The following is a 24427-nucleotide window of genomic DNA, read 5'->3' as shown; positions in this document are numbered from 1 at the left end:
ATAATGCACGGTTCGGCCGCGATGCGCTGCATCTCCGGTGTCGACCCCCGGATCGCTGGTCGTCAGCGCCCTACAGCTTCTCGCGGGAGATCGAGACGCCCGTGGGCGTGACGACGATCTGGTCGTCGCCCTTCTGGACGATGTCGCCGTCGACCTCCTGGGCGACCTGCCGCAGCTCGTCGATGATGTGTTCGATCGTCCGGTCCGACGTGGAGTGGCGGGTGATGTCCGCGATGACGAAGTCGCCGTCGTAGACGGCGTCTTTGATCGGGATCACGTCGCCCTGGTCGCCGATCTCCGCGATGTGTACCTGCATGCCCGTGTCCGCATGTGCCTCGGCGAAGTCGTCGAGGTCGAGCTCGACGTAGTCGTCGACGGAGCGGTTCCCGCCGCCGCCGAGGATCTTGCTCATAATGCCCATACACACCACACGACGAGGTTAGACATTAGTTCTTACGTCAGACGCATCCGCGAGCCGGTCGTCAGCGGGTCTCGTCGAGCCGCTCCTGCCACTCCTGGACCCGCGACAACAGCTCCACCGGGGCGGTCGCCGCGACGTCGACGTCGGCCAGCTCCTCGATCACGGCCCGGGTCTCGGGGTCGAGTCGGTCGGCCGCCGCGGCCTCGGTGGTCTCTGCGCGCCCGGGAGACTCGGCGGTCCCCTCGACGTCTGCGGACGCCCGACCCGTCCCGTTCCGGCCTCGCTCGGGATCGGAGGCGTCCGCCTCGGCCGCTCCGGCCGCTCCGGCGTCGCCGCCTTCCGAGAACGACCCGGACGAGAGGTCGAAGACGACCTGTTTCGTGTCGCCGGCGGCGTCTCCGCCCTCGCTTCCCGCCTCTCCACCCTGCGCGTCGCCCCGCGATCCGCCCCTCGCCTCGATCGCCTTCTCCTCGCGGAGCCGGTCGAGCACCGCGTCGGCGCGGGAGACCACCGGCGCCGGCACGCCCGCGAGGTCGGCGACGTGGACCCCGTACGACCGGTTCGTCGGGCCGTCGCGCACGGTCCGGAGGAACGTCACCTCCCCGTCGCGCTCGTCGACGGCGACGTGGACGTTCTCGACGCGCGGGAGGTGGTCCGCCAGCGTCGTCAGCTCGTGGTAGTGGGTGGCAAAGAGGGTACGCGCGCGCACCTCGTTGTGAAGGTACTCGGTCGCGGCCCACGCGATCGAGATCCCGTCGTAGGTGGCGGTGCCGCGGCCGACCTCGTCGAGGATGACGAGCGAGTCGGCGGTCGCCGAGTGGAGGATGTTCGACAGCTCCTGCATCTCCACCATGAACGTCGAGCGTCCCTGCGCCAGCTCGTCGAGGGCGCCGACGCGCGTGTAGATCCCGTCGACGAGCCCGACCGTCGCCGCCCGCGCGGGGACGAACGACCCCGCCTGCGCGAGCAGCTGGATCAGCGCCGCCTGCCGCATGTACGTCGACTTCCCGCTCATGTTCGGGCCGGTGACGATCAGGAAGCCGCGCTCTCCGTCGAGCCGGAGGTCGTTCGGCACGAAGTCGGTCGTCCGCTCGACGACTGGGTGGCGCCCGGCCTCCACGTCGAGCCGACGCTCGTCGGTCAGGTCGGGCCGCGTCCAGTCGTTGCCGGCGGCGTGGGTCGCCAGCGACGCGAGCGCGTCGATCTCGGCGACCGCCCGCCCCGCGTCCTGCAGGAGTTCGGCGTCGTCGGCGACGCGCTCGCGGAGCTCCTCGAACAGCTCGTACTCCAGCTCGCCGCGGGCCTCCTCCAGCCGGAGCACCTCGCGTTCCCGCTCTTCTAACTCGTCGGTGACGAACCGCTTCGAGTTCTTCAGCGTCTTGATCTCGCGGTAGTGCTCGGGGACCCCGTCGGCCGCGGACTTGCCGACCTGGATGTAGTAGCCGTCCGTCTTGTTGCGGTCGACGGTGACGTGGCTCAGTCCGTACTGCCGCTTCTCCCGTTCCGCGAGCGTGTCGAGCCACTCCTCGGCCTCCTCGTGGCGTTCGATCAGGTCGTCGAGCTCGCCGTCGTACCCCTTCCGGAGGAGCCCGCCCTGCGTCTTCGTCTTCGGCGGGTCCTCCGCCAGCGCGTCCGCGAGCTCGTCGTGGAGGGCGGCGGCGCGCCCGCGGTCGATCCGCTCGAGCACCGCGGCGACCGGGGAGTCGGCGAGCGCGGTCCCGGAGACGGCGTCGGCGAGCGCCGGCACCAGCGCGAGCGAGTCCCGCACCGAGAGCAGCTCCCGCGCGCCCGCGCTCCCGCTCGTCGCTCGCGCGGCCAGCCGTTCGAGGTCGTACGCGTCGCCGAGCGTCTCGCGCAGGCGGTCGCGGGCGAGCGCCGCCGACGCCAGCGCCCCCACCGCGTCGAGCCGCCGGCGGAGCTCCTCGCGGTCCCGCCGCGGGCGCGTGATCCACTCGCGGAGGAGCCGGCCGCCGGCGGCCGTGACGGTGTGGTCGACCGTCTCGAACAGCGAGCCGTCGGTCTCGCCCCGCATCGTCTCGGTGAGCTCGAGGTTGCGCTGGGTCGTCGCGTCGACGGCGACGTGGTCGTCGTCGCCGTAGGCGGTGAGCCGGGTGATCGACGCGAGCACGCCCGCGCCGGTCTCCTCGACGTAGCTGAGGACCGCGCCGCCAGCGCGCAGCGCCAGCTCGGAGTCGATGCCGACGCTGTCGGCCGTCTCCCGACCGAACTGCTCGCGGACCGCGTGCGTCGCGCGCCCCGGCGCGAACGCCTCCGCGTCGAACAGGGAGACGGAGCCCGACAGGTCCTCGCGGACCGCCCCGAGCAGTCGGTCGTCGTTCCGGACTGCCGGCCCCGGGAGCACCTCCGCGGGGTCGAACCGGTACAGCTCCGCGCGCAGGTCGCCGAGGGTCTCGACCTCGGTGACGAGGAACCGCCCGGTGGTCACGTCGGCGAGCGCGAGCCCGTAGGGGCCGTCGGCGTCGCCCTCGGCTCCCGCCCCGCTCGCGGCGGGAGCGCCCCCCGACGCGCCTCCGGCCCGTCCGCCGCCCTCTCCCCCGCGGACGACCGCCGCGAGGTACCGCGCGTCGTCGTCCGCGGTCTCCAGCAGGGTCCCGGGCGTGACGACGCGGGTGATCTCGCGGGCGTGGCCGTCGTCCGTCTCGTACTGGTCCGCGACGGCGACGCGGTAGCCCCGCTCGACGAGCGCCTTCACGTAGGGGGTCAGCTCGGAGAGCGGCACGCCCGCCATCGGGTACGACGACCCGTGCGAGGACTTCTGTGAGACGGTGAGGTCCAGCTCGTCGGCGACGAGCTCGGCGTCGTCCGCGAAGAACTCGTAGAAGTCGCCGCACTGCATCGCGAGGACGTCCGCGTCGGTCTCCGCCTTGAGATCGAGGAACTCCCCGACGATCCCCGTTGCCATATACCCGTACTCCCGCCGTGGGCGGCTAAAACCCTGCGGGTGCGGCCGGCCGCAACGGCGACGCGCTACCCCACCCGGTTCCGGCGCGTCGACGCCCGGTGAACGAGTCCCGAGACGCCGAAAAGCCCCGCGAACAGGACCGCGTACGCGTATCCGGAGACCGACGCGAACGGGGCCGTCCCGATCCACGCCGCGCCGCCGAGCAGCCCGCAGACGACCGCGAGCCCGACGTAGTACTCTCCCCACAGGATCTCGTTTCCGGAGACCACTTCGAGGTACACCTCGAGCTGACGGCTCTCCTCGGTCAACGACACGATCCCGCGGTCCGGTTCGTAGTCGATGAACCCGCCGTCGGCCAGCTTCGGCAGGTGCGACTGGTGGAGCGCGGTGTACACCCGCTTGCGCTGTTTGTACGTCACCTCCGGGATCTCGAGATCGTTCTCCCACGCCGCCAGCTGCTCGGCGATGTCCCTGACCCGCGCGTCGTCGCCGTGCTGTTTCAGGTACGTGATCACGTTCCGCCGCCGCCGGTTGCTGAGCGCGGTAAACACCTCGTCCCGCGAGGCTCCGTCGGCCTCGCCGGTCGTCGATTCCGCCCCTCCTATGAGTTGTGGTGTCATGGCTCAGTCACGTGCTGAATCACATTCCCCATCGAAACCAACCCACATATCTCTATCTATTATCACATTCTTGATTGAAGGGTTGGTTCCTCGGTGCTCTCGGGAAACGATATGTATGGCCCTGAAAACGCGAATATGGGCTGCCTGATCGTGTCTATACTCGCTCTTTGGGGCGTTATTATAATGTTCTTGAATCTACGATCGCAGTTCGCCCGTCCGCGATCGGCGCGATCTCAGTCTCGCCTTCGCTCTCGCTCCCGGCCCCTGAACGGGGCGGTAGGCCGCGCATACATAGGCCCTCTCACCGCCAACGGCGGGCATGACGGCATCACACGACACCCGTCTCGATCGGCTTCGGCGACCGGAGTACACCGGCGAGAACCGCTGTCTCCCCTGTACGGTCGTCAACGTCGCGATCGCCGCGGTCGGCTCGGCCGCGGTCGGCGCGCTGGTCGCGGTCGAACTCGGAGGGGTGGTCCTCGTCGCCGCGCTCGCGGCGATCTGGCTGCGCGGCTACCTCGTGCCCGGCACGCCCGAACTCACGAAGCGGCACCTCCCGGAGCGCGTCCTGCGGCTGTTCGGGAAGGCCGACGATCCCGGGCCGCCGCCGGTGATCGACGCGGAGTCGTACCTCCTGTCGGCCGACGTGGTGGTCGAGACGGCGGACGGGAGCGACCTCGCGTTCGCGCCGGCGTTCGAGTCGGCGTGGCGGACGCACCTCGCCGCGCTGCGCGACGCGGCCGACGCGGGGTTCGGCGACGCGGGATTCGGCGACGCGGGGGGAACCGCGGACGCGGATCGCGACGACGCTTCGCCCGCAGGGCTCGCCCCCGACGGCACGCGTCCCGCCGCCCCCGCGGACGTGGCCGCCCTCGCGCGGCTCACCGGGCTCGACGAGGAGGGGGACGACCTCTCGCTCCGCTGGCGCGGCGACGCGGCGTTCGCGCACGCCGCCGACGAGCGCATCGGCCACTGGGAGTCCCGGTCGGCGTTCCTCGCCGACGTCGCCGCCGACCGCGCGTTGACGGCGACCCTCGACGACTGGGCGTCGCTCCCGCTCGCCTCGCGGAGCGGCGTGCTCGGCGCGCTCCGACTGTTCGTCGAGCGTTGCCCCACCTGTGACGGACCGGTGCAGCTGGAAGAGCGGGTCGTCGAGTCGTGCTGTTCGAGCTACGAGGTCGTCGCCGGCCGGTGTACCGCGTGCGACGCGCGGCTGTTCGAGATCGACCTCCCGCCGTCGCTGGCGAGCGAGCGGTAGGGCGCGTCCGGTTTTCGAACAGTTCGCCGGACGGTGACCGATGCCGCGAACGCACGTTTATAAGCGGTCTGCTGCGGCGTCGAGTGTTTATAAATCGGCGCTCGTGACTCGTCGGTGAACGCTGCCGAAGCCCCAGTCGCTCGTTTTTAAGCGGTTGTTGGCGGATCGACGCTGAACACGTCAAAGCCCCAGCCGCGAGGCGGGCGCACGTTCGCTGTCGTTCGAAAGGCGCGAAGCGCCTTTCGTGATGTCGTCAGAACGCGAAGCGTTCTGACTGCTAGCCAGAAATCTCCGATTTCTGGCGATGACGAGACGCCGGAGGCGTCTCGAACCACGCTCCTCACTCGGTCGCTACCGCTCCCTCGTTGCGGTCCTTGCGTCACCTGTGCCCGCCTCGCGGCTGCCCCTTTGAGTCCCGCCCCATCCCGCCCCGCCCAACGCCTCGCGCCTCCCCAGCCTCGGTCGGCGGCGGCCGCGGAACCGCACCGCATCGCGGCCGCCGCCGACCTCCCTCGCGCGTGCGGCTCGCGGCCTGTCGGCCGCTCGCCGGCGCACGCCGCGGCACGGCCGTTCATTTATAAGCGTCAGTCGTCGCCGCTGTGTCGCGACAATCGGCGTCCGATTCAGCCGCGTCGTCGCAGACGGAAGGCGCGGTTCCGTCCGGCCCGGAGCTGCCGGAGCACGGAGAAGCGGTTGATCCACAGCTGGTAGGCGCTCGCGGCGGCGAACAGCGCGAGCGCGAGGCTCGTCAGCAGGACCGGATCGGCCGCGGAGACGAAGGGGACGCCGAGCAGCGCCGCGAGGACGACCGTCAGCGAGGCGACGCCGAGCGCGCGGTACAGCTCCGACCACGTGACGCCGGCGCTCGCGACCACCTCGGTGTACAGCGCCACGTCCCGCGCGTGGCGGGACACCTCGATCGTCTGGGTCTCCCGGTCGTACTCGATCACGCCGAGCTCCTCCAGCTTCGGAAGGTGCGTCTGCACGAGCGACGTGTACACGCTCTCGCGACAGCGCTTCGGCGGCGGGCTCTCGCCGGTCTCGCGGCCCGCGACCAGCGCCGACAGCTCGTGGACCGTCACGGCGCCGCCGACGCTCCCGAGCTGTTCGAGGGCGCGCCGGCGGCGCTCGTTGGCGAGGATCGTGTACACCTGTTCGGCCGGAAGGAGGTCTGTTCGGAGTTTCATGGGTGTGAGCCGCCGACGCGCCGCGTCACGCGGAGATCGGTCGTTGGCCCTACATCTTCCGTCCGGGGTATATGTATGCGCTCGCTACGCTCGCGCAGGCCCCCGTCCGGCGTCGTCCCGGACCGGAGAACCGCGTCGCCAAATCGGTACCCTGCGACGCGATCGACGACGCGATTCCGTCCCGATCGACGTCGGTCCGTCCGGCGGTGCGGCACGGCCCCCGTACCGGCGATCTCGTGTGAAGTACGGGATCCCTGCCGCCGGTTTCGCCCCGAGTAGGGACGACGGACCGTTCGTCGAACGCGGCGTTTGACCGTGTGAACCGTCCGTTCTACCGGATCGAACCCCTGGTTCGACGGTGACGTGGCTGCGCGTAACTACGTGGGTGTCTCTCGGAGGGGGGAGTAACCGATTCGGCTGCCCGATCGTGGGCGGGGGCGAGTCGGGGGAGCAACCATGAATCCGGACACAACCGACACCATCGGACTCTCGCGGCGCAAGCTGCTCGCCGGCCTCGGGGCGGTCGGCGTGGCCTCCGCGGGCGCGGGACTCGGTACCACGGCGTACTTCAACGACACGGAGACGTTCGAGGGCAACACGCTCACCGCGGGCGAGCTCGACTTGAAGCTCGACTACCGCGCCACGTACGCGGGCGGGACCGGGCGCATCGACGAGATCAACGGCTGGTACAGCGACGAGGGCCCCGGCGAGCCCTTCGACGTCGTCGAGGAGGACGATGGCGTCTACCTCGTCGGCGAGGTCCCGAACATCGACGAGGGCGAGTGGCCCGACGTGGTCCAGGAGCGCGACTTCTGTGCGCCCGACGTGGACCTGGTCAACGGCGACGAGATCCCGGTGTTCGTCCTCGACGACGTGAAGCCGGGCGACTGCGGCGAGGTGACGATCAGCCTCCACATCTGTGACAACCCGTCGTGGGTGTGGATGAACGGCGAGCTGACGGCGGACGACGAAAACACCGTCTCGGAGCCGGAGGCGGGAGCCGACGGCGAGAGCAACGCGCTCGGCGACGACGGCGACGGCCCGATCAGCGGTCAGGGAGAACTCGCCGACGCCATCGACGTGACGATGTGGTACGACGAGGACTGCGACAACGTCTACGAGCCCGGAGGGGAAAGCGGCGGTCCGCTCTGCGTGCAGATCGTCCTCGACGCGTCCGGCTCGATGTCCGGCGCGCGCAACACGCAGGCGATCGAGGGCGCGAAGACGCTCGCGGAGAGCATCCTGCAGGACGGCCCCACCGGCAGCAGGGTCGGCGTGACGTTCTTCAGCGCGGCCGGCTACAGCAGCGGCGCGCAGGTCGTCCAGCCCCTGACCGACGACTTACAGACCGTGCTCGACACGATCGACGATCTCCCCGCCGACGGGAGCAACACCGCCATCGGCGAGGGGATCGAGACCGCTCAGGGCGACCTCGAGAACTGCGACGAGGGCGAGTCGCCGACGATGGTCGTGTTGACCGACGGGTCCAACAACGCGGGGACGTCCCCGTCGGGAGCCGCGGCCGCGGCGAAGGGAGACGGGACCACGATCTACGCGCTCGGCGTCGGCGGCGCGGAGGTCTCGACGCTCAACGCCATCGCCAGCGACCCCGACGAGGACTACGTCTTCTTCGCGAGCGACGAGGGCGCGCTCGAGCAGGCGTTCGGCCTGATCGGCGAGTCGCTGCTCGGGGAGTCGATCATCTTCGAGGGCTCGCTCGCGGACGCGATGGCGGAGCTGGAAGCCGGAATCGCGCTCGACGGCAACCGCGCCACCGAGGCACGGGACCCCTTCGACGGCGGCCTCACCCAGTGTATCGGCTTCGAGTGGTGCCTGCCGACCGACGTGGGCAACGAGGTCCAGACCGACTCCGTCGCCTTCGACCTCGGCTTCTACGCCGAGCAGTCGCGGCACAACGACGAGCCGGACGTGACGTTCAACGGGACGGTCCCGACCAGCAACAGCACCGGCAACGCGTCGCAGTAGGCGCGCGACTCCGAGCGGGACGCCCGCTCACCCCCGGACGCGACCTCGTCCGGTTCCCGGTTCGGCGCCTTCGGGCGGCCGACGCGGCGGTTCGCGACCGCCGACGGGAGTTCCCCTCAGGGGATGATACACAATGAACGACGACACAATCGGACTCTCGCGGCGCAAGATGCTGGTCGGACTCGGGGCGGTCGGCGTCGCCTCCGCGGGCGCGGGACTCGGCACCACGGCGTACTTCAACGACACGGAGACCTTCGAGGACAACGCGCTCACCGCCGGCGAGCTGGACCTGTTCGTCCACGTCGACTACTCCGAGGACCAGGGGAGCTACGGGAGCTGGTCTACCGACCCCGGAACCTACGTCGACGGCAACGTCGTGGGCGGCGAGGAGGACGGTGAGCCCCTCAGCATCGAGGTCTCCGACCTCAAGCCCGGCGACTCCGGGGAGGGCGAGTTCTGCTTCTCGATCGTCGACAATCCCGCGTACATGTGGATGTGCGGCGAAGTGACGGCGAACGACGAGAACGGCCAGACCGAGCCCGAGACGGACGCCGACGCGACGGGCGGCGACCCCGGCGAGGGCGCGGGCGAACTCGCCGACGCGATGGAGGTGACGGTCTCGTACTGCACCGACGGGGAGGTCGGTGACGAGATCATCTCCGGGTCGCTGGCGGAGGTCATGGCCGCGCTCGACAACGGCGTCCCCCTGGCCGGTGACGGCGACGCGGACGCTCCGCTCGTCGACCGCGAGCCCTTCGAGGGCGTCGAGTCGGCGTTCGACGACGAAGACAATCCGGTCACCGCCGAGCAGTGCGTCTGCTTCGAGTGGGTCGTTCCCACCGATGTCGGCAACGAGATCCAGACGGACTCCGTGGCGTTCGACTTCGAGTTCTACGCGGTCCAGTCGCGCCACAACGACGGCTCGGCGAACCCCTGCATCACCTCCCGGGAGGTCGAGGGCTTCGGGAAGTTCGCGTACGAGGAGGACGCCGACGTGCTGTGGATCTCCAAGGCCCGCAACGGCGGCTCGAACACTTTCGAGCTGATCGTGGGTGACGACAACGCCAACAGCGACACCGCCGACTACGACTTCGGCGGCAGCAGCTTCACCGGAGGCCTCACCGTCGCGTACGACGCGGACACCGGCGAGGCGACCTTGGAAGTCGCCAACGGCACCACGACTGACGTCAGTTACGCCGTCGGAAACCCCGACGGCGACGTGATCTCCATCGTCGCGCGCGGCAGCGACGCGAGCCACCTCGCGAGCGTCTCGAACGTCCGGGTCAACGGGAGCGCCCCGACCGGCCCCGACGCGGTCGAGGCGGACGGCAGCGAGACCGTCTCCCTGCTGATCGAGGACGTCGACGCCAGCACCGACTGGGAACTGACCGCGGACGTGGCGTTCGAAGGCCTTGACAACGCTCCGGGCGCCTCGGACGAGAACCCCGCAGTGTACGTCGAGGTGTTCGACGCGTAGAACAGTCGGCACGGACACGTGGGGATCCGTTCCCCCACTTCCCACTTCGGACCCGCGCGGGCGGCCGAGACGACGGTTCGATCCCGTCGGTGGGACCTCCCCTCGGGGAATCACACTCATGACCGAAAAAGACGCAATCGACACGATCGGACTCTCGCGGCGGACGCTCCTGGCCGGCCTCGGGGCGGTCGGCGTGGCCTCCGCGGGAGCGGGGCTCGGCACCACGGCGTACTTCAACGACACCGAGTCGTTCGAGGGCAACACGCTCACTGCGGGGCAGCTCGACCTCCTAGTCGACTGGCAACAGACGTACGACTTCGGCGAGGGCCAGACCTTCGTCAGCGCGCACCCGGACCACGACGGCGACGGCGAGCAGTCGATCCTCGACCCGGAGACCGAGGAAGTGCTCCGGTACAGCGACTTCCCGGACGAGGAGGACGAGGACAGCAACGGGGCGAACATCCCGGTGCTGGACTGCGAGACGATTCCGCCGACCGAGGAGGCGGACTTCGGAATCGACCCGGTCACCGGCGAGGAGATGGAGACGCTGGTGCAGTTCACGGACGTGAAACCCGGCGATTCCGGCGAGATAACCTTCTCGCTGCACCTCTGTGACAACCCCGGCTACATCTGGATGCAGGCCGGCAACCTCACTGAGGACGGCGGCGCACACACCGAGCCCGAGTCGCTGGTGGACGCGGACAACCTCCCGGACCTCGCGGACGCGATCGACGCGAAGCTCTGGTACGACGAGGACTGCGACAACGTCCACGACGGCGCGGAGCCGGTCGACATCATGCTCACGCTCGACTTCTCGGGATCGATGCTGTACGACCAGTACGGCGGCGTGATCAGCGACGACGACATCACCGTCGACGGAACTACCTACGGCGAGACGACGAAGATCGACCTTGTCGAACTCGGCACCCGACAGTTCGTCGATTACCTCCAGACGCAGGGCGCCGACGTTCAGGTCGGCGTCGCCTACTTCGACGGCGAGGGGAGCGACGACTCGGTGCCGCGCACGGGTATCCTCGAACCGTTGACGACCAACCTCTCAGCAGTCGACACCGCGCTGTCGGACCTCCGGCAGAAGCTCGCGAACGTCGTGAGCGGCGGGGCGGGCTCGACGCCCTTCGACGGCGACGGGGACCCCGACCCGTACTCGAACGCAAACGGGATCGCGACGGGGACCTACATCAGCGAGGGCCTCGACGATGCCCAGACCGAGCTCGCGAACAACGGCCGCTCCAACGCCGAGAAGCGGAACATCGTCCTCTCGGACGGGGAGTCGTTCAACGGCGACGGCAGCACGCAGTACGCGCCGCCCGCGAGCGCGGCGGCCGACGCCCGCGCGGCGTCGCCGGCGCCCGCCACCGACGTGTACACGATCAACGTGAACGGGAGTGCCAGCGTGCTCCAGGCGATGGCCGGCCCGGCGGGCGGATCCGGCGGCGATCCGGTGTTCTTCAACGACGTCGACGACCCGCTCAACATCCCGACGGTGTTCGGAAACCTCGCCGCGCAGACGGTCGCGGAGAAGGTCATCATGGAGGACAGCCTCGGCAACGTCCTCGACGCGCTCGCCGACGGCAACGGTATCCCGCTCGACGGCAACCGCTCGACGATCTACGACGAGTTCGCGGACCCGGCGGACGACGCCGACCGCGAGGCGTTCCGCGGCGACGGCGTGATGCACTGCATCGCGCTCTCGTGGGAGCTCCCGTTCGACGTGGGCAACGAGATCCAGGGCGACACGCTCGGCTTCGATCTCGGGTTCTACACCGAACAGGAGCGGCACAACGACGGCTCCGGCCCGGATATCGCGGCCTGATCGCACGCTCGGGCGACCGCGATTCCCCCGGCGATCCCTCCCGGGAACGCTCGAGTAGGGACACCGAACCGCGGGGTACGCTCGGCGAACCGGCCGGGTAGGGCGCCCATACATACGGGCCGAGACGACGTGGGAAGCACATCGACGACACGGCCGTTCGGAGCCGCGAAGACGCACATGACACGCAAAGGACCGACAGAATCGACACTCACGCGGCGGGAGGCGCTCGCGGGCGCCGGAGCCCTCGGCTTCGCGACCCTCGGGGCCGCCTCCGGACGACCGACGGGAACCGACAGCTGGGGCGAATACTCCGACTACACGCTCGCGCAGTCGGACACCCCGTGGAACCTGCTCGTCGGGTGGCGGCGCACCGAAAACGGGGTCGTCGTCGGATCGAGCCCGACCGATTCGGAGGACGACGTCGAGGCGGCCGGGATCCGCATCGTCGACGTCGCCAACACGCTCCCGGGGGACAGCGGGACCGCGAGCGTCGGGCTCCGGCTCGACGACCCCGCGAACACGGCCCCGGACGGCGTCCGGGTGTGGCTCCGTCTCGTCCCGGACTTCGACGACGGAGACGCCGCGAGCGCCGCGCTCGCGGAGCGCATCACCCTCGACGTTCGGTACGACACCGGGCTGCTCGGAATCGGGGGCTGCGCCGGCGCCGAGGGCGACTTCGCCGGCTACGGCGAGTCGATCGCGTCCGGGACGCTCGCCTCGTTCGACGGCTCCGCGCTCGCGTCCGGCGTCGAGCTCAACCCCGGCCTCTTCGACAACGGCTGTCTCACGGCCGCCGAGCGCCGGTGTCTGGTGTTCTCGTGGGCCTTCAACGCCGCGGGCGGCAACGCCGGACAGGGGGGATCGGTCGACTTCGACGTGGCGTTCGCCGCGGACGACTGCGGGTCCGAGGGGAACCCCTTCGAGTTCGAGGCCGTCGACGGGGACGGGACCGGCGCCGACGGAACCGGTACCGACGGGACCGGCGCCGACGACACCCACACCGGAGGCGGCCGATGACCCGCGACCCGAGCGAGACGGGCCGGCCGAGCGGACTGAGCCGACGCCGCCTGCTCGCCGGTATCGGCGGCGTCGGCGCCGTGGGAACGGCGAGCGGCCTCGGAACGGGGGCGTACCTCACGGACCGCGAGACGTTCGCGAGCAACGGTTTCGGCGCCGGCGAGGTGGAACTGACGGTCGACGGAGCGCCGGCCGGCGGGACCGTCTCCCTCGGCGTCTCCGGGATCGACCGCGGGGAGTCGGGCCGCGAGGCGTTCGACGTGGGCGTGCGCGCGAACCCCGTCCGGGTCTGGCTCGCGACGGACTGTCCGGCCGTCGACGACGCCCTCGCGAACGCCCTCGAAGTCGAGTTCGTCGTCGACGGGGAGTCGGTGACGGGCGGCTACCGTCCCCTCGCCGACGCCGCTCGCGACCACGTCGCCGGCGGTCGTCTCGCGGAGGGGTGTCTCGATCCCACCGGCGCGGTGACGGTCGAGGTGTTCTGGCGCCTCCCGGTCGACGCGCCGGACGGGGTCGCCGGGGCGGCGACCGATCTGACGTTCCGGCTGCACGCCGAGCAGTGTCGCCACGTCTCCGAGGCCGACGCGGCGGGGTCGAACCCCTTCGCCGGACGGGTCTGTGAGGGCCCAGAGTGTGTCCCCTGCGAGGACGAGAACGGCGTCACGATCGGTTCGCTCACGCTGCGGTACCTCGGCGACGAGGAGGCATCCGTGGCCGCGGCGGCCGTCGGGGGCGGCGCCGGCGGGAAGGGAACCGGCGGGACCGTGATCTTCGCCGGCGAGGTCGGGCCGAACGAGACGTTCGTCCTCGAGGGGAGCGACTCGCCGACGAACGGCGACCCGAACTGGCTCGGCCCGAACGTCTACGTCGACGCCGCGATCGACGGGGATCCGGGCGACGCCACCGACGGCGTCAGGATCCACACCAGCTGTTCGGTCGCGCTCGCCCCCGGCGACGTCTACGGCGCCTTCGAGGTCGTCGCGGTGACGACCACGGACGGCGAGCCGGTCTGCGGCTCGGAGGAGAACTGATGACAAACCCACTCACATCACGGCGGACGAAACGCGCGGCGAACGTACTGGGCATCGTCCTGCTGATCGCGCTCGTCGCGCCGTTCGCGGCGTTCGCGGCCCCGGAGCTCGTCGGCGCGGACGAGAGCTTCGTCGTGCTCACGCCGAGCATGACCCCCGCGATCGCGCCGGGCGACGTGGTGATCGTGGCCGAGCGCGACCCGGCGTCGATCGCCGAGGGCGACGTGATCACGTTCGCTCGCGGCACGAGCGACGTGCCGGTGACCCACCGGGTGATCGGCGTCGTCGACGAGGGCGATTCCCTCGCCTTCGAGACGCAGGGCGACGCCAACGAGGGGCCGGATCCCGGGCTCGTGCCCGCGGCGAACCTCGTCGGCGCGGTGACGCTCACGATCCCGTACATCGGATACGTGGTTCAGTTCGCCGGCACGCGGGCCGGCTTCGCGGCGCTGGTGCTGCTTCCGTTCGGCCTGCTCGCGGTCACGGAGGTCTGGTCGATCGTCCGCGGCCACGACGGCTCGGAGTCCCCGGCCTCGCCGCCCTCGGCGACCGATGCTCCGCCCGCCGCGGAGCCCCCAGCGACCGATGCTCCGCCCGCCGCGGAGCCCCCAGCGACCGATGCTCCGCCCGCCGACCGCGTTCCCGCCGACGGAGCCGTCGCGTCCGGCGGGGCCGACTCCGGCGGCGTCTCCGTCGACGCGGTCGGCGGGGCGGCCGCGGTGCTCGCGGCGTTCGCCCCCTACGCCGTCGTCGTCGCGTTCCAGCTCCGCACCGCCGTCGCGGTCGCGGTCGCGGTGGGGGCATCGACGCTTCTGCTCGGCGCCCTCGCGGCGTGGGTCCCGGCCAGCGGCGTCCTCGACCGCGGCGTCCTCGACCGCGGCGGATCGCCCCCGGAATCGGACGACTGCGACGGTACAGACGAGACGGGTCGGGAGCCCTCGGCTCCGGTCGAGGAGCCCGAGTCGCCCCCCGACCATCCGCCGGCCGTGGTCGCCGAGGCACCCGGGACGCCGCCGGCGCAGCCGGACGGCGGCGGGGAGGTGGACTGATGGCCGTGAACCGCGGGGTCGTCGGCGCCGTCGCCCTCGCCGTGTTGGTGTGGGGCGTCGCGTTCGGCGGGGGGCTCACCGTCGCCGTGCTCACGTCGAGCGGCAACGTGACGGTGGCGTTCGAGGCCGCCGAGGAACTCACTCCGACCGACGACCTCGTCGCACCCGAGCCCCCGCCGAGCGACGGCCCGGCCGCCGCGACCGCGCCGATCGCGAACGGGACAAGCGACGCCGAACCGCCCGGGAACGGCTCGTCGCCACCGGGGAACGTCTCGTCGCCGGCGCCGCAAAACGAGTCGGTCCCGCCCGAGAGCGGTTCGCCCCCGAGCGAGAACGCGTCGGAACCGTCCGGGAACGCGTCGGAACCGTCCGGGAACGCGTCGGAACCATCCGGGAACGCGTCGGAACCGTCCGGGAACGCCTCGGAACCGTCCGGAAACGCGTCTGCCGCGGGCGCTCCGGGACCGAACGAGCCGGTCCACGCGGGAAACGCGACCGCCGGAGGCGCGCCGTCGCTCGGTGATAGCGACTCCGAGGCGCCGGGTGCCGACGTCCGTCGGTCCGTCGCCGCCGCCGCGATCCGCGGGTGAGAGGCGACGTGACCTCCTCGATCAGGCCGCGAGGGCCGGCGGAGAAGCGCGTCACGGAGCCGTCCGATCGCCCCTGTCGGCTCGGAGCCAAGCTCGCGGTGTTGCTGTCGCTGGCCGTGCTGCTCCTGTTCGCCCTGCTCGTCGGAACCGCCCGCGGGATCGCGTAGCGCGTCCGCGATTGTTTAGTGCCGGCCGGCCGAACCGCAGACCGTATGGTCGCGCTCGACGCGTTCGCGTTCGTCTTCGTCGCGGGGCTGATCACGGCGCTGGCGACGGGTGTCGGCGCGCTCCCCTTCTTCTTCTTCGACTCGATCAGCGACCGCGGCAACGTGGCGCTGTGGGGGTTCGCCTCCGGAATCATGCTGGCGGCGTCGCTGTTCGGGCTCGTCGACGAGGGGCTCGCCGAGGGGACGCCCGCGGAGATCGCGATCGGCATGGCCGCCGGCGTGGTTCTCGTCGTCCTCGCGCACGACGTGCTGATGGACGCCGAGATCGACCCGAAGGAGTACGAGGAGGCCGACTTCAAGAAGCTCGTCCTGATCCTCGGCGTGCTGACGGTCCACAGCTTCCCGGAGGGGATCGCAGTCGGCGTCTCCTTCGCGGACCTCGGACTGGAGGGCGGGACCCAGCTGCTCGGGTTCACGGTGCCGCTCCTAGCGGTGTTCATGACGGTCGCGATCTCAATCCACAACATCCCCGAGGGGACCGCGATCTCCATCCCCCTGCGGGCGATGGGCGTCTCGAAGTGGAAGATGGTGTGGTGGGCGGTGTTCTCCAGCCTCCCGCAGCCGATCGGCGCGGTCGCCGCGTTCGCGTTCGTCCGCTACGCCCGCGAGTTCCTCCCGTACGGCTTCGGCTTCGCGGCGGGCGCGATGATCTACCTCGTGCTCTCCGAGTTCGTCCCCGAGGCGCTCGACACCGGACGGGACCTCCCTCGCGGCGGGAAACCCGTGCTCGCCGGCGGGATCGCGCTCGGCGCGCTGCTGATGGTGCCGCTCAACTTCGTGTAGATCGGAACCGGAGTCGTTACGCGCCCCCGTCGAACGCGGTCGGGTTCACCGCGCCGGGCCCCTCGCCCACGTCGTAGCCGCGCCGGATCGCGGGCCCCATCCCGTCGACCGCGGCGGCGACCGCCTCGCGGAGGGGCTCGCCGCGCGCCAGCCGCGCGGCGATCGCGCTCGACAGCGCGCAGCCGGAGCCGTGGGTCGCGTCGGTCGCGACGCGGGGGTTCTCGAAACGGAGGGCGGTCGCCGAACCGGAGCCGTCCGATCCGCCGTCGCCTCCCCCCTCGCTCTCGACCACCAGCGTGTCGGTCACTGTCTCGCCGTCGCCGATGTGCCCCCCTTTCACGAGCGCGGCGTCGGCGCCTGCGGCGACCAGCTCCCGGCCCGCGCGCTCGGCGTCGGCCGGCGTCTCGACGGGGCCGTCGACCAGCACCGCTGCCTCGTCGGCGTTGGGCGTGACGAGCGTCGCCGCCTCGATCAGGCCGTCGTACGCCGCCTCCGCCTCGGGCGACAGCAGGCGGTCGCCACTGGCCGCGACCATCACCGGGTCGACGACGACCGGGGCGTCGACCGCCGCGAGCAGCCCCGTCACCGTCTCGACCGTCTCGGCCGTGGCGAGCATGCCGGTCTTGACCGCCCCCACGTCGAAGTCGTCGAAGACGGCGTCGCACTGGCTCGCGATGTGCGCCGGGGGCACCGCGTGCACGTCGCGGACGCCCCGGGTGTTCTGGGCGGTCGTCGCCGTTGCGACCGAGGTGCCGAAGACGCCGTGCGCGGTCATCGCCTTCAGGTCGGCCTGTATCCCCGCCCCGCCGCCGGCGTCGCTGCCGGCGATCGCGAGCGCGACGGGCGGTGACACGGGGTCTCGCGCGGATGCCATATCCAAATGGTACCACTCGGTTATCTTAAACCGTGGCGATCGCCGCCGCCGAACGGCCTTTGCCCCTCGCGGCCGAATCGGCGGTATGTCGAACACCGACGCCGCGGACGAACCGGACGCCGACCAGTCCGAGTCGATCACGATCTACTCCGACTACGTCTGTCCGTTCTGCTACCTCGGCCGGCAGTCGCTCGCGCGGTATCAGGAGACGCGCGATGAGCCGCTCGAGATCGACTGGCACCCCTTCGACCTCCGGGCGGGCAAGCGCGGCCCGGACGGCGAGATCGACCACGACGCGGACGACGGGAAAGACGAGGCGTACTACGAGCAGGCGCGCGAGAACGTCCGGCGGCTCCAGGAGGAGTACGACGCCGACATGGCACAGGAGCTCCGGACCGACGTGGACTCGCTCCCGGCGCAGATCGTCTCGGTGCACGTGCGAGAGACCGCGCCCGACGCGTGGCTCGCGTTCGACGAGGCCGTCTTCGCGGCGCTGTGGCAGGACGGCCGCGACATCGGCAACCGCGACGTGCTCGCCGACATCGCGGAGGACGTGGACGGGATCGACCCCGCGGTCGTCGACGAGGCGCTTGACGACGACGACCTCCGCGACCGCGTCACCGACCTGTTCACCGCGGCGAGCGAGCGCGGGGTCACCGGCGTCCCGACGTTCGCGTACGACGGCCACGCCGCGCGCGGCGCGGTGCCGCCGGAACAGATCCAGCGGCTCGTCGAAGCGTAATACCGCCGGTTTCGACCGCGGCGCGCCTCATTTCTCGGCGTCTCGGTCGCCGTCCCCCCCGTCGCCGACGACACCGGACCCGTCGCCTTCCCCCTCCTCGTCGACGAGCCGATACGACAGGTACACCGCGCCGAGCGCGAGCGCGGTCCCGCCGATCACGTCCGTGAGCCAGTGGATCCCGAGGTACATCGTCGCGATCACCACGCTGATCGCGAGCCACGCGGCGATCGGCGTCCACAGCGGGTACTCGCGGCGGGTCAGGACCGCGAACGTCCCGACGGTCACCGACAGCGACGTGTGCAGCGAGGGGAAGACGTTCGCGGGCTCGTTCACCTCCCCGGTCAGCGCCATGAACGCCGGGTTGTGGGTGAAAAGCAGCGACGTGACCATCTCGGGCATGACGTTGCGCGGGCCGTGCGCGAACACGATCGTGTAGATCACGAGGCCGATCGCGTAGTTGAGCGCGTACGCGACGATCAGCCGTTTCACCGTCGTCGTCCGCGGCAGGGCGAGGTACGCGAAGAACGGGAACGAGAGGAGGAATACGTACCCGTACACGTATATCGCGGAGAAGTACATCGTCAGCCGCGGCGAGGCGAACGTCGCCTGCACCCACGCGACGAAGTTCCCCTCCAGCGCGTAGATGGCCCACGTCAGCTGGAGCCCGAACAGCTCGGAGACCGTCTGGAGCGAGCTCCGACCGATCGCGCTCGCCAGCAGCACCACCACCAGCGCCGCGAGGGGCCGCCGGATCTCCCACAGTCGCTCGCGCAGGTCGTTCCAGAGCGCGTACAGCCGCCGCGGGCCGATGATGGCGACGCCCGCGACGAGGAGGGCGGAACCCACCCACAGCGCGAGCGACCCCGCGACCGACAGGAGCTGGCTCATGTGCTCGGCGCGAGCAGCCGCCCCTCGTCGTCGAATCGGTACCCGGCCTCGCGGAGCCGCTCGCGGGCCGTCTCGGCGTCCAGCGATCCGGACTCGCCGACGAACGGGTGGGTGGGGTCCGCTTCCCGGTCCCCCCACCGGAGGTCCGACGGCACCCACTCCGGGGTGGCGGCGAGCGGCGAGGCGGCGGGCTCGGCGTACCCGTCGAACGCGACGTCGACGAGGGTCCGCTTGTCGATCAGCGACGCGAGGACCCCGCGGAACCGCGGGTTCGACAGCGGCGCCCGCCGGGCGTTGTACCCGACGTGGTAGAACCCGCCGGACTCCCCCGTCACGAGCCGCGCGTCGGCCTCCCGCCCGATCCGCGGGACTGAGTCGGGGCCGAGGTTCGAGACGGTCGCGTCCGCGAGCCCGTCGCCGACCGCCTGCACCGCGGCGATGTCCGAGCCCATCACCTCGATCTCCAGCCGGCCGAACGCCGGCTTCCCGCGGAACCGCTCGGGGATCCCCGCCAGCGGGTCCGTCTCGTCGGCGTCCGCGCCGTCGGTCGACCCGCCGCCCGCGTCGCGCACGAGGAAGTGGTCCGGGTTGCGCTCGAAGGCGACCGACTCCTCCGGGGTCGCCTCGGCGAAGCGCACCGGGCCGCTCCCGACCGGGTCCTCGTTGTTCGTCACCACGGCCTCGGTCGTCTCCGCGTCGAACTCGATGCCGGCGATCGTCGCCACGTCGGTCCGCTCCTCCCAGACGTGCTTCGGCAGGATCGGGACCTGGAGCGCGCGCACGCCGACCGCGTCGTTGACGCCGTCGAGCGTCAGCCGGACCGTCCGGTCGTCGACGGCGGTCGCCGCCTCGACGGCGGAGACCCGACCGCGGAACGTCGGCGTCGGTACCGGCGACTCGGTGCCCCCCATCGCGGTGTCCCGGAGGAACTCGTAGGTGAACGCGACGTCTTCGGCGGTCACGGGCTCCCCGTCGTGCCAGTCGGCGTCCCGCAGCGAGACCTCGATCCCCGCGTCGCCGGTCCGCTCCCAGTCGGCGGCGAGCCAGGGGATCGCCTCCCCGCCGTCGACCAGCGCGAGCCGGTCGTACAGCAGGGAGGTGAACGTGCCGTAGCGCCGGTACTCGGCGGCGATCGGGTTCCAGTTCTGCGTGATGCGCTCGTCGGTCGTCACGAGCCGGAGGGTGTCGCCGTCGTCCGTCTCATCGTCCGTGAGCGGGTTGTCGTCGATCAGGTCCTCGTCGGTCTCGTTGCCGTCGATCGTCTCGTTGGCGTCGCCGTCGGCGGTTTCGTTCCCGGTCTCGCTCCCGTCCGCGTCGCCGCCCGCCGCGCCGACGCGCTCCAAGCCCAGCAGCCCGCCGACCGACAGCGGCTGGCGGTTCGTCCAGTTCTCGAAGCGGTCCTCGCGGACCGCCGTGAGCGGGTCGGGGAACGCCACGACGGTGAACGGCTGCAGCTCGGCGAGGGCCCGCTGGAGGTCCGCGGCCGCCTCGCGTCGCTCGTCGCCCTCGGTGCGGCGCTGGCTCGCGAGCAGGTCGTCGACGCCGTTGATGTCGGTGAACCCGAACGGGTTCTGCCACCCCGCCTCGGCGACGAACCGCGAGTGGGTGAACGCGTACATCGCGTCCGGGTCGAACGGCTCCGCCTCCCGGAACTGCCCGACGTACACGTCGAAGTTGTGGTTGATGAGCACCTTCCGCCGGAGGTCGGTGTGCCCGAGGGTGTTGATCCGGGCGTCGATCCCGACCGCGTTCAGGTTCTCAGCGAGGTGTCTCGCGATCCGGATCGCGTTGGGGTCCCTGTCGGCGGGCGGGGCGTTGATCTCCAGGGTCAGCTGCGAGGACCGGTCGCGGCCCGCGATGTTCCGCGTGCGGCCGAGACAGCCGGCGCTCAGGGCCGCGACTCCGACCCCCGCGAGCGTCTCCCGCCGGCTGATCTGCCGCGTCATGCGTTCGTCGACTCTTTCGCCCCTCGCGTATATCTCTTCTGTGGTGTCGCCGTCGGATCGAACCCCCGTATCTCCGTTAATTCGGTCGACTCACCCCCGCGAGCCGCTCAGATCACGTCTGCGAGCGGGAGCGCCAGCCCGACCGCCCACGCGGCCAGCCCCGCCGCGAGCACCGGGCGGTCGCCGGCGGCCCGTCCCAGCGCGACGACGCCGATCGCGGCGAGGAGGGCGACCCGGTGGACGAGGAGGTCGGGCGGCACCGCCACGCCGAGCGCCGCGAAGTCGATCACGAACCCCGCGCCCAGCCCGATAACGACCCCGAGCAGCGCCGCGCTCGGCTCCGAATCGGGGGCCCGCGCGACGACCAGCCCCGGGATCCCGACCGCGATGGCGAGGTACAGCGGGGCGGCGATGAGCTTCGGACCGACCCCCGGATACGCTGTCTCCAGCGCGACCCCCGCGACCCGGACCCCGACGATGACGGCCGCGAGCGCGGCGCCGAGCAGCGCGGCGTCCGCGTGTCGCCCCGCCTCCCGCCGGGCCCGACCCGCGAGCTCGACCGCCGCGGCCCGGGTCCGGCGCCGGAGCAGCGCGCCGGACAGCGTCGCCAGCGCCGCGAGCTCGATCACCGAGACCCAGCCGTCGCTCCACCCGCCCTCGATGCCGCGGTACTCGCGGCTGACCTCGGCGTCGACCCCGCCGCGGATGAACTCGTCTTCCAGCCTGACGGCGGGGGCGTCGATGCCCGGCACCGTGTGGCGGAGCCGGAACCAGTCGTAGTACTCCTCGTGGGCCTGCACCGCGGTGTAGGCGCCGTCCGGCGACTCGTACGCGCGGAGGTGGTCGCGCACGCCGAGGTACGCGCCGTCGTGGAGCTCGAACGTCTCCTCCAGCCAGACGCCGCCGTCCGGCCCCTCCACGTAGCTGTAGCGGTCGGAGCTGTGCGCGTCCGCCCAGTCGCGCTCGACGATCGCCCCCACCTGCTCGGCGTCGCTGGCGGTCGTCGCCGCCGCCTCCGCCTCCTCGGTCTCCTCCCAGTCCGCCCCGGACCGCCCCTCGATCGCCGCGCGCGTCGTCTCCGCGTCGGCGTGGAAGAGGACGTTGATCGCGAGCGTCCGGCCCGCCGGATCGGTGCTCCGGCTCGTGTACGGCCAGAGCCGGTACTCGCCCGCGACCTCGACGAGCGACGCCTCCTCGACCCCCGAGGGCGCCGGCTCCTCGACGGTCGGCGGCGGCGCCTCGTCGCCCGCCCCGGCGAAGAAGCCGGAGGCCGCGAGCCCGACGCCGACCGCGACGAGGAGCGCGACGACGATCGCCGTCCGTTTCATGGGTGGGCTGAAGACGCCGGGAGAGAAACGCCTTTGGGTGGATCCCGGGGTCCGTCGCGTCTTCTGGATCCGTCCGGTCCCCGGCTCCCCGCTCACCAGGTCTCGACGAACCCCTCCCGCACGTCCTCCGCGCACCCCTCGCAGTCGGGGTGCCCGGACTCGAAACACGACGGTCGTCCCTCGCCGTCGACGGCGACGGCCCGGCGCTCGGCGTGCCGGCGACAGACGATCCGGGCGCGCCCCTCGTCGTCGGTCGGGAGGTCGTACCGCGCCGCCCCCGCGCCGTCGCCCGCGGGATCGTCCTTCGCCTCGGCGTACGCCCGCTTGGCCTCCTCGAACTGCTTGCCCGCCTTGCGGAGCTGCTGGCGGATGACGCGTTCGAGTCGGTCGTCCATGGAGGCCGTACCGGCGCGTCGGATATAGGTCCGTTGGCGATGGGGAGATGATCGGGCCCGGAATGGCGGACCCGGCGTGAGACGTTTATAAGTGGTTGCCAGCGCGGTGAACGCCGCCAAAGCCCCAGCCGCTCGGCTGTACGTTGGTCTCGTTGTTCATAAACGGCCGATCGACGCGATCTCCTCCAAAGCCCCAGTCGCTCGGCTGTACGTTGGTCTCGTTGTTCATAAACGGCCGATCGACGCGATCTCCTCCAAAGCCCCAGCCGCTCGGCTGTACGTTGGTCTCGTTGTTCATAAACGGCCGATCGACACGAACTCCTCCAAAGCCCCAGTTGCTCGGCTGTACGTTGGTCTCGTTGTTCATAAACGGCCGATCGACGCGATCTCCTCCAAAGCCCCAGCCGCGAGGCGGGCGCACGTTCGCTGCGGTCCTCGGTCACTCGCTTCGCTCGTTCCCTGCGGTCCTTGCGTCACCTGCGCCCGCCTCGCGGCTGCCCCTTTGAGTCCCACCCGACCGCACGGCAACCGCACCTCGTACCTCCCCAGCCTCGTCGCTGGCGGCGACAGCCGCCAGCGACTCCCTCGTGCGGGCTGCTCGCGCCCTTATAAGGGCGCTCGCAGGCGCACGCCACCGCGCGTCTGTTTATAAGCGACCGTTGCGCCAAAACCCACGCCGTTTCGTGAGAGCACTTCACGTGGTATCGTTCCACTTGAAACAGCGCCCGCGCGTGGCTGACGCGCGTCAGACGCCGGGGCGATCGGTCAGCGTCCGGCGATCGGCGCGAATCGGAGATCCCGCGGTACGAGGGGTCATACGCGCCGTTTCGTTCACTTTCACCGCGGTTGCGGGATTTTTAATACCGTGAGGAACCAACCGTCGTACGCCTCCCATTGAAACACGACCGGAGGCGGAGACACCCCATGAGCGAACTGCGACAGGAAGCGGAAGCGATAGCGGAACAGTTCTCGGACCACCTAGACGTCGGCGCCGACGAGGTCGAGGAGCGACTGGAGAACCTCGTCAACGAGTACCGCGTCCCCCTCGACGAGGCGCGCCGGAGCGTCACCAACAGCTACCTCGAAGACGCCGGGATGGAGCGCGACGAGCTCGGCCGCGGCGGCAGCGAGTCCGTCCTGGTCAACGAGATCGACGAGGACGAACAGTGGGTCGACCTGCGCGTGGAACTGGTCGACCTCTGGGAGCCCCGCAGCGACTCGATCTCGCAGGTCGGGCTCTTAGGCGACGAGTCGGGCACGATCAAGTTCGTCGCCTTCGAGACCTCCGACCTCCCCGAACTGACGGAGGGGCAGGCGTACGAGCTCTCGAACGTCGTCACCGACGAGTACGAGGGGAGCTACTCGGTGAAGCTCAACCGGACGACGCAGATCACCGAGATCGACGAGGAGATCGAGGTCGGCGACAACGCCGACACCGTCGAGGGAGCCCTCGTGGATATCCAGTCCGGCTCCGGGCTCATCAAGCGCTGCCCCGAGGACGACTGCACGCGCGTCCTCCAGAACGGGCGCTGTTCGGAGCACGGGCAGGTCGAGGGCGAGTTCGACCTCCGGATCAAGGGCGTCCTCGACGACGGCGAGACCGTCACCGAGGTCATCTTCGACCGCGAGGCCACCGAGGAGCTCACCGGGATGGGCCTAGAGGAGGCCAAGGACATGGCGATGGACGCGCTCGACACCACCGTCGTCGCCGAGGAGATGGGCGACGACGTGCTCGGGCGGTACTACCGCGTCACCGGTCCCACCTTCGGCCGGTACGTCCTGGTCGACGAGATGGAGCGTCCCGGCGACGTCGACGTTGAAAGCGCGCTGATCGAAGCGAGGTCGATCTGA

22 protein-coding genes are annotated in these 24427 nt (G+C 70.9%); 12 read left to right on the top strand and 10 right to left on the bottom strand.

From position 1 onward, the window contains the following. Positions 1 to 70: 70 nt before the first annotated feature. The 3 genes from CK500_RS02070 to CK500_RS02060 form a co-directional block, all read right to left on the bottom strand. Positions 71 to 421 carry a cell division protein SepF gene (locus tag CK500_RS02070; protein ID WP_004048756.1) on the bottom strand — a complete coding sequence of 117 codons (351 nt, stop codon included), beginning with the start codon at positions 419 to 421 and terminating at the stop codon, positions 71 to 73. A gap of 61 nt (positions 422 to 482) precedes the next feature. Next, complete coding sequence (gene mutS / locus CK500_RS02065) at positions 483 to 3344, bottom strand: DNA mismatch repair protein MutS (protein ID WP_095635592.1); 2862 nt, start codon at positions 3342 to 3344, stop codon at positions 483 to 485. A gap of 65 nt (positions 3345 to 3409) precedes the next feature. Beyond that, positions 3410 to 3964, bottom strand: coding sequence for a DUF7344 domain-containing protein (locus CK500_RS02060; protein WP_095635591.1), 555 nt, complete (start codon positions 3962 to 3964; stop codon positions 3410 to 3412). Positions 3965 to 4283: 319 nt separating this feature from the next. Here CK500_RS02060 and CK500_RS02055 point away from each other — a divergent pair, with 319 nt between their 5' ends. Next, positions 4284 to 5222, top strand: a complete 939-nt coding sequence (locus tag CK500_RS02055) for a hypothetical protein (RefSeq protein ID WP_095635590.1) — start codon at positions 4284 to 4286, stop codon at positions 5220 to 5222. Between the two features lie 623 nt (positions 5223 to 5845). Here the strand turns inward: CK500_RS02055 and CK500_RS02050 are convergent. After that, the gene (locus tag CK500_RS02050; protein WP_095635589.1) at positions 5846 to 6409 is read right to left on the bottom strand and encodes a DUF7344 domain-containing protein; all 564 of its coding nucleotides are present in this window, start codon (positions 6407 to 6409) and stop codon (positions 5846 to 5848) included. A 456-nt stretch (positions 6410 to 6865) separates the two neighbouring features. Here CK500_RS02050 and CK500_RS02045 point away from each other — a divergent pair, with 456 nt between their 5' ends. The 9 genes from CK500_RS02045 (at position 6866) to CK500_RS02010 (ending at position 16403) form a co-directional block, all read left to right on the top strand. Then, positions 6866 to 8395 (top strand): vWA domain-containing protein, encoded by a 1530-nt coding sequence (locus tag CK500_RS02045; RefSeq protein WP_095635588.1) that lies wholly within the window; start codon positions 6866 to 6868, stop codon positions 8393 to 8395. A 133-nt stretch (positions 8396 to 8528) separates the two neighbouring features. Beyond that, positions 8529 to 9872: a SipW-dependent-type signal peptide-containing protein gene (locus tag CK500_RS02040; RefSeq protein ID WP_095635587.1), complete on the top strand. Its 1344-nt coding sequence runs from the start codon at positions 8529 to 8531 to the stop codon at positions 9870 to 9872. Positions 9873 to 9990: 118 nt separating this feature from the next. Then, complete coding sequence (locus CK500_RS02035; RefSeq protein WP_095635586.1) at positions 9991 to 11706, top strand: vWA domain-containing protein; 1716 nt, start codon at positions 9991 to 9993, stop codon at positions 11704 to 11706. A 177-nt stretch (positions 11707 to 11883) separates the two neighbouring features. Continuing rightward, on the top strand, positions 11884 to 12723 hold the full coding sequence (locus CK500_RS02030; protein ID WP_233138645.1) for a hypothetical protein: 840 nt from the start codon (positions 11884 to 11886) through the stop codon (positions 12721 to 12723). Further along, positions 12720 to 13754, top strand: a complete 1035-nt coding sequence (locus CK500_RS02025) for a DUF7467 domain-containing protein (RefSeq protein ID WP_095635585.1) — start codon at positions 12720 to 12722, stop codon at positions 13752 to 13754. The genes CK500_RS02030 and CK500_RS02025 overlap by 4 nt, the downstream gene beginning before the upstream one ends. Then, positions 13754 to 14803, top strand: a complete 1050-nt coding sequence (locus tag CK500_RS02020; RefSeq protein WP_095635584.1) for a signal peptidase I — start codon at positions 13754 to 13756, stop codon at positions 14801 to 14803. Before CK500_RS02025 ends, CK500_RS02020 begins: the two co-directional genes overlap by 1 nt. Then, positions 14803 to 15393 carry a hypothetical protein gene (locus CK500_RS02015; protein ID WP_095635583.1) on the top strand — a complete coding sequence of 197 codons (591 nt, stop codon included), beginning with the start codon at positions 14803 to 14805 and terminating at the stop codon, positions 15391 to 15393. The genes CK500_RS02020 and CK500_RS02015 overlap by 1 nt, the downstream gene beginning before the upstream one ends. Before the next feature lie 8 nt (positions 15394 to 15401). Beyond that, complete coding sequence (locus CK500_RS17135; RefSeq protein WP_158224017.1) at positions 15402 to 15560, top strand: hypothetical protein; 159 nt, start codon at positions 15402 to 15404, stop codon at positions 15558 to 15560. 45 nt (positions 15561 to 15605) lie between these two features. Then, a complete protein-coding gene (locus CK500_RS02010) occupies positions 15606 to 16403 on the top strand; it encodes a ZIP family metal transporter (protein ID WP_095635582.1) in 798 nt (265 codons plus the stop codon). Positions 16404 to 16419: 16 nt separating this feature from the next. Here CK500_RS02010 and thiD read toward each other — a convergent pair whose 3' ends face one another. Then, complete coding sequence (thiD, locus tag CK500_RS02005) at positions 16420 to 17277, bottom strand: bifunctional hydroxymethylpyrimidine kinase/phosphomethylpyrimidine kinase (protein WP_095635581.1); 858 nt, start codon at positions 17275 to 17277, stop codon at positions 16420 to 16422. Between the two features lie 85 nt (positions 17278 to 17362). Here thiD and CK500_RS02000 point away from each other — a divergent pair, with 85 nt between their 5' ends. After that, positions 17363 to 18019 carry a DsbA family oxidoreductase gene (locus tag CK500_RS02000; protein WP_095635580.1) on the top strand — a complete coding sequence of 219 codons (657 nt, stop codon included), beginning with the start codon at positions 17363 to 17365 and terminating at the stop codon, positions 18017 to 18019. A 27-nt stretch (positions 18020 to 18046) separates the two neighbouring features. Here the strand turns inward: CK500_RS02000 and CK500_RS01995 are convergent, their stop codons facing one another. From CK500_RS01995 to CK500_RS16745, 5 genes are all read right to left on the bottom strand, one after another. Next, positions 18047 to 18907 (bottom strand): phosphatase PAP2 family protein, encoded by an 861-nt coding sequence (locus tag CK500_RS01995; protein WP_095635579.1) that lies wholly within the window; start codon positions 18905 to 18907, stop codon positions 18047 to 18049. Continuing rightward, complete coding sequence (locus CK500_RS01990; protein ID WP_095635578.1) at positions 18904 to 20853, bottom strand: ABC transporter substrate-binding protein; 1950 nt, start codon at positions 20851 to 20853, stop codon at positions 18904 to 18906. The genes CK500_RS01995 and CK500_RS01990 overlap by 4 nt, the downstream gene beginning before the upstream one ends. A gap of 107 nt (positions 20854 to 20960) precedes the next feature. Then, on the bottom strand, positions 20961 to 22181 hold the full coding sequence (locus CK500_RS01985; protein WP_095635577.1) for a hypothetical protein: 1221 nt from the start codon (positions 22179 to 22181) through the stop codon (positions 20961 to 20963). A 92-nt stretch (positions 22182 to 22273) separates the two neighbouring features. Next, on the bottom strand, positions 22274 to 22576 hold the full coding sequence (locus CK500_RS01980) for a DUF7091 family protein (protein ID WP_095635576.1): 303 nt from the start codon (positions 22574 to 22576) through the stop codon (positions 22274 to 22276). A gap of 85 nt (positions 22577 to 22661) precedes the next feature. Beyond that, the gene (locus CK500_RS16745) at positions 22662 to 22943 is read right to left on the bottom strand and encodes a hypothetical protein (protein WP_144049509.1); all 282 of its coding nucleotides are present in this window, start codon (positions 22941 to 22943) and stop codon (positions 22662 to 22664) included. A 557-nt stretch (positions 22944 to 23500) separates the two neighbouring features. On the opposite strand from CK500_RS16745, the gene CK500_RS01975 reads away from it, so the two are divergent. Further along, positions 23501 to 24427, top strand: a complete 927-nt coding sequence (locus tag CK500_RS01975; protein ID WP_095635575.1) for a replication factor A — start codon at positions 23501 to 23503, stop codon at positions 24425 to 24427.

Source organism: Halorubrum salipaludis, from assembly GCF_002286985.1.
Taxonomy (GTDB): Archaea; Halobacteriota; Halobacteria; order Halobacteriales; family Haloferacaceae; genus Halorubrum; species Halorubrum salipaludis.
Note: the sequence above shows the minus strand (reverse complement) of the source record. Positions and strands in the feature narration are given on the sequence as shown.